Below are 5,107 nucleotides of genomic sequence, written 5' to 3'. Positions count from 1 at the left end.
CGGCGTATCTGTTGCCACTTTGGTCCCCACTACTTTGGTGGGGACTACTCTGGCAACTTCCTTTCACATCGTCGAGACGGTGCTGGGGACACGCTTACGGAGTACAGCCCACATGGCTAAGATGGACTGCGGCGCAAAGTTCTATCTGATTGACCCGCGACTCCACTTTTGAACGTCCGTGCCGTCTCGGGGGGCGATCCCATTGCTTTGGATTGCAACGCCCTTTTTTTCAGGCGTGCCTATAGCTGGCGGCATCGGGCGGTAATCGGCCAAGAAGCATCATTCGCCCATGCCGTCGGGACGTTCAGACGTCGACTCCACGCAATAACGAGCCACTCGTCGATATTCGTGAGAGCACGCAGACAAGGCCCATAGCACGTAGGTGCTATGGGTTACTTCAAGGCCCGATGATGTTTGTCACCTACATAGTCTGGAGGCCAGCTCGGCGACGTGCTTTCCCTGATAACGGGCAATGTCGAGTTCATTCTGCGACGGATGCCGGCTTCCATCGACACCGGCGAGCGTAGTTGCGCCATACGGGGTGCCTCCGGTGATTTCGCTCATGTTCGTGAGCCCAGCGCACGCGTAGGGCACCCCCACAATTACCATGCCGTGGTGAAGCAGTGTGGTGTGAAATGACGTGATGGTTGTTTCCTGGCCGCCATGCTGCGTTCCGGTTGACGCGAACACGCTGCCGATCTTGCCGATGAGGGCGCCTTTTACCCACAGGCCGCCCGTATGGTCGAGGAACGTCCGCATCTGCCCGGCCATGTTGCCGAAACGGGTGGGCGTTCCGAAGATGATCGCGTCGTAGTCGGCCAGCTCGTCGGGCGTCGCTACCGGTGCAGGCTGGTCCAGCTTGACGCCGATTGCCTTTGCCTGCTCCTCGGGAATCGTCTCGGGTACGCGCTTGATCGTCACCTCGGTACCGGGCACCGAGCCGGCGCCCTCGGCCACTGCATTGGCCATGGTTTCGATATGTCCGTACATCGAGTAGTAGAGAACCAGTATCTTCGCCATTTTTTTGCTCCTGGTGGATGGGTACAGCATGCCTGCGCCAACCGCAACAAGATCACACAACTGCTGCCGCAGATCAACGTGCTTTCGTTTCGCGTCTTTGCCGATTGTCCCGCCCATCGCGACGAAGCACCGCGAGCCACGAATGCAGCGCTGGCATTCAGACATCGTATTCGGATGGCCGATTTTCCTTCGCCCTTCGCAAAGCCGCAGTCTAGCTCGCAGAGACGATCAGTCGTTGTGGGTTTCGGATTCAACCGGCGGATGCGACGAAATGATGAAACTGCCCATTTTTGCAAGAGAAATTGCGACGCGGTGTGTCCGAGCCGGTTACCACCGATCGTGCAGTGCGGAACGCATCGCAACTACTTTTTAGAAATACGGTTTAAGCATATGTCACGGGTTCCAAGCGTACGAATCTGGGCATCAGCTTCAGTGAGGCCTACAGTCAGTACAATTTTTGACGAGAGGCGCATCTTGCGAACGACATAGTACCCACTGTTGTGTTCGATGATTCAGAACCCCGTGTTCGAAAAATGGTGCTCAATTTATTGAGGGCCATTCGAATATCCTTCGAAAGCTGAACCAATGCTTTGCTTGCGGACGATCGCAATCCAGATCGTCGCTTCGCAGTTCCCGGCCGCTGCTAGCGTTCCGGTGCATGCAGGGCGTGATGTCGGAAGATCCGCGATCGTGCATCTGCATTTCGTCGCATCAAGGCGCTTGGAACACTGAATTTCTCCCTTTTACCGGACAGGAGTGCTTATGGCTAGCGAGCCAACTCGAGATCCCGTTAGCGACCATCTGCTGACCCCACAAAATGCCGCATTTGTAATCATCGATTACCAGCCGGTACAGGTGAACTCGATTGCCTCAATGGATCGGCAATTGCTGATCAATAATATCGTCGGTGCGTCCAAAGCGGCGGTGACCTACAAGCTTCCAGTCGTTCATTCGACAGTCAATGTCAAGACCGGCCTGAACAAGCCGCCGATCCCCCAATTGCGTGCAGTGCTGGGAGATTACCCGACCTACGACCGCACCTCGATCAATTCGTGGGAAGACGTCGAATTCCGTGCGGCAGTCAAAGCAACGGGTCGCAAGAAGCTGATCATGACAGCGCTCTGGACGGAAGCATGCCTGACTTTCCCTGCGCTCGACGCACTCAAGGAAGGCTATGAGGTCTACGTAGTAGTCGATGCAGTAGGTGGAACGTCAGTAGCCGCTCATGAAGCCGCGCTTCGGCGGATCGAGCAGGCGGGCGGCAAGATGATCAGCGTCGCGCAGTTGTTTTGCGAACTCCAGCGCGACTGGGCGCGCAGTGAAACCGTCCCCGCTTTCATAGACCTGTTCATCGAAACCGGTGGAACTGCCGGCATCCAGTTCTCTTACGATCGCGCTCCCGACTGAACCGGGCGCGGGTGCAGGCTTGTGCCGCATGGCCACGCCGCGAGCAGTATCAATGAATTGCGAAAGGAGTAGACCACAATGGCAACTGTCCTATGCGTCCTTTACCCAGATCCTGTAGACGGATATCCGCCGCGTTATGTCCGTGACGAGATTCCGACCATCACCCGGTATGCTGACGGTCAGACTGCCCCAACTCCGACCGGCCCACTCGGATTCAAGCCGGGTGAACTCGTCGGATGCGTGTCGGGCGAGCTGGGGCTTCGGAACTACCTGGAAGCGAACGGACATCAGCTCATCGTCACGAGCGACAAGGACGGCCCGGATTCGGAATTCGAGAAGTGGCTTCCTGAAGCCGAAGTGGTCATTTCCCAGCCCTTCTGGCCGGCTTACCTGACCGCGGACCGCATCGCCAAGGCCAAGAAACTGAAGCTCGCCTTGACCGCCGGCATCGGGTCCGATCACGTTGACCTGGAGGCGGCCGCCAAAGCGGGCATTACCGTCGCCGAGGTAACCGGTTCGAACAGCATCAGCGTCGCCGAACACGTCGTCATGGTGACGTTGACGCTTGTCCGCAACTACCTGCCGTCACACAAATTCTCGGAAGAGGGTGGCTGGAATATCGCCGATTGCGTGTCCCGCAGCTATGACATCGAAGGCATGCATTTCGGCACGATCGGCGCGGGCCGGATCGGCCTCGCAGTGCTTCGCCGGCTGAAACCTTTCGGTCTCAATCTGCACTACACCCAGCGCCACCGGCTCAGTGCCGACATCGAACAGGAACTGGGCTTGACGTACCACGCCGATCCGCGCTCGCTCGCGAGCACTGTGGATATCGTCAACCTGCAGATTCCACTGTATCCGTCGACGGAAAACCTGTTCAACGACGAGATGATCGCGAGCATGAAGCGTGGCGCGTACCTGATCAATACCGCGCGCGCAAAACTGGTCGATCGCGATGCCGTCGTGCGCGCGCTCACGTCCGGTCATATCGCCGGCTATGCAGGCGACGTGTGGTTCCCGCAACCGGCACCACCGGACCACCCGTGGCGCACGATGCCGTACAACGGCATGACGCCGCATATCTCTGGAACCTCGCTGTCCGCGCAGGCACGTTACGCGGCGGGCACACTGGAGATTCTGCAAAGCTTTTTCAACGGCACGCCGATCCGGAATGAATACCTGATCGTTGCCGGCGGCGGGCTTGCGGGAACTGGCGCAAAGTCTTATGGGTTGACCTGAATCCGGACGGACGTCGATAGCCGCGGGCGGGATTTATCCTGCTCCCGCTTGCGGTAGGTACAGATACGGGCGAACTCCCCGTCTTGCCAGCGTACCGGTGAGCGCCACGGATTGCCCGGCATCGTGCCATCGGCCCGTCATGGGCCGACGCACCGAGCGGCACTGACTCAGCGCTCGAGCATTGTCCACATTATCTGCGAATTGAGAGTCCGTGATTGTCTGGTAGCGGCGAGAGCATCGCAGCGATGGCAAAGCGGCGGTATTGTCGGGTAATGCGCAAGATGGCTCGGTCGAACGGTCGTGCACTGCAACTCGGTCAGACTGCGTGTCGTTGCCTTCGCGACTGATGTGATCAGCCGAGTGCCCGGCAGAACACGATCCTGCCTTACCCCGTCACGGTGCTGACCGCACACGGCGCTCAGCGAGACGCGCGCGATCAATATACCCGGTCATAGACCACATCAAGCGCTGCGTGTTATCGACCGTCGGCGTCGACTACGAGCCGCATCTCGGCGAGGATATGTAGATCGGCTATACCAGTCATACCGACAAGGTGGTCCGGCTGCATCTGCGGGAGACGTTCACGTTCCTGATGCTGAAGAGCGAAGCGGCTGTCGTGGTCGAGCTGATCTGAGGCGAAATTTTGTGACCAGTCAGGCAATGAGTCTTGCGTCGATATTATCGGAATCCAGCCAGGCTCGACGGACCGTGGCAGGAGGTTGATAGTGATGTGCGCTATGGGGCCGACGCTCGTTGTAGAACTGCCGCCAGCGTTCGATGAGCACCTTGGCCTCGATCCGGCTGCGGAACCATTCCCGATTCAGCAATTCGTCACGCAGCTTGCCCTTGAAGCTCTCGACGAAGCCGTTTTGCCACGGACTGCCGGGCGCGATGAAGGCCGAACCGATTGCAGCATCCCGCAGCCAACGCATGACCCAGGCAGCGGTAAATTCGGCGTCGTTGTAAGACCGAACGAGCGCAGGCTTGCCGTACAGCCGCACCTGTCGCGTCGTCTCCGGCTACGCGTAACGGCCCCGAAACAAGCGACGCTCTGAATCCAGGATTAAGCCCATAGCGATAGCGGTACTCGCCGCGATGCTCCCGCACCATGCGGACTGCGTGTTCTTGGACTTCAGGGGAAAACTCGTTCGACTTCTTGCTCATGGGCTCCATTCTCTCAAAAGTTGGAGCCCCCACTAAATCCGGGGCGATTCATTGCGACTATTGCGTGGAGTTCCCACTACTCAATTGCCTGAGTTGATCTGCAGTTGTCGTTGCCCCCCCGCAAACGACGACAAGCACCTGATCGAATTCCTCCAATACCGGTGCTTGTCCGTAAATCGTCGCCAACGCAGCACCGCAAGCGGGCTCCACCAAGATGCGATGGTCGTCTAGAAAGCGCCTGCAAGCGTTCAGCGCATCATGGTCGCTGACAACAATG

4 protein-coding genes and 2 pseudogenes are annotated in these 5,107 nt (G+C 58.3%); 3 read left to right on the top strand and 3 right to left on the bottom strand.

Features of this window, described 5'->3' with window-relative positions; genetic code table 11:
- Positions 1 to 417: 417 nt before the first annotated feature.
- A complete protein-coding gene (gene wrbA, locus KH616_RS21100) occupies positions 418 to 1,020 on the bottom strand; it encodes an NAD(P)H:quinone oxidoreductase (RefSeq protein WP_292250491.1) in 603 nt (200 codons plus the stop codon).
- 762 nt (positions 1,021 to 1,782) lie between these two features.
- Between wrbA and KH616_RS21095 the strand changes: the two genes are divergently transcribed.
- From KH616_RS21095 to KH616_RS21085, 3 genes and pseudogenes are all read left to right on the top strand, one after another.
- Complete coding sequence (locus tag KH616_RS21095) at positions 1,783 to 2,427, top strand: hydrolase (protein WP_292250489.1); 645 nt, start codon at positions 1,783 to 1,785, stop codon at positions 2,425 to 2,427.
- A gap of 78 nt (positions 2,428 to 2,505) precedes the next feature.
- Positions 2,506 to 3,666 carry an NAD-dependent formate dehydrogenase gene (locus KH616_RS21090; protein WP_292250487.1) on the top strand — a complete coding sequence of 387 codons (1,161 nt, stop codon included), beginning with the start codon at positions 2,506 to 2,508 and terminating at the stop codon, positions 3,664 to 3,666.
- Between the two features lie 469 nt (positions 3,667 to 4,135).
- Positions 4,136 to 4,300 (top strand): annotated as a pseudogene (locus KH616_RS21085) (encapsulin); the annotation flags it as partial.
- A gap of 19 nt (positions 4,301 to 4,319) precedes the next feature.
- On the opposite strand, the pseudogene KH616_RS21080 reads toward KH616_RS21085, so the two are convergent.
- Both KH616_RS21080 and KH616_RS21075 read right to left on the bottom strand, forming a co-directional pair.
- Positions 4,320 to 4,676: pseudogene (locus tag KH616_RS21080) on the bottom strand (transposase); the annotation flags it as partial.
- 211 nt (positions 4,677 to 4,887) lie between these two features.
- A partial coding sequence (locus KH616_RS21075) for a pyridoxal-phosphate dependent enzyme (protein ID WP_366835027.1) occupies positions 4,888 to 5,107 on the bottom strand: 220 nt, incomplete at its 5' end.

This window comes from Burkholderia sp., from assembly GCF_018375725.1.
In the GTDB taxonomy this organism is placed as follows: domain Bacteria; phylum Pseudomonadota; class Gammaproteobacteria; order Burkholderiales; family Burkholderiaceae; genus Burkholderia.
Note: the sequence above shows the minus strand (reverse complement) of the source record. Positions and strands in the feature narration are given on the sequence as shown.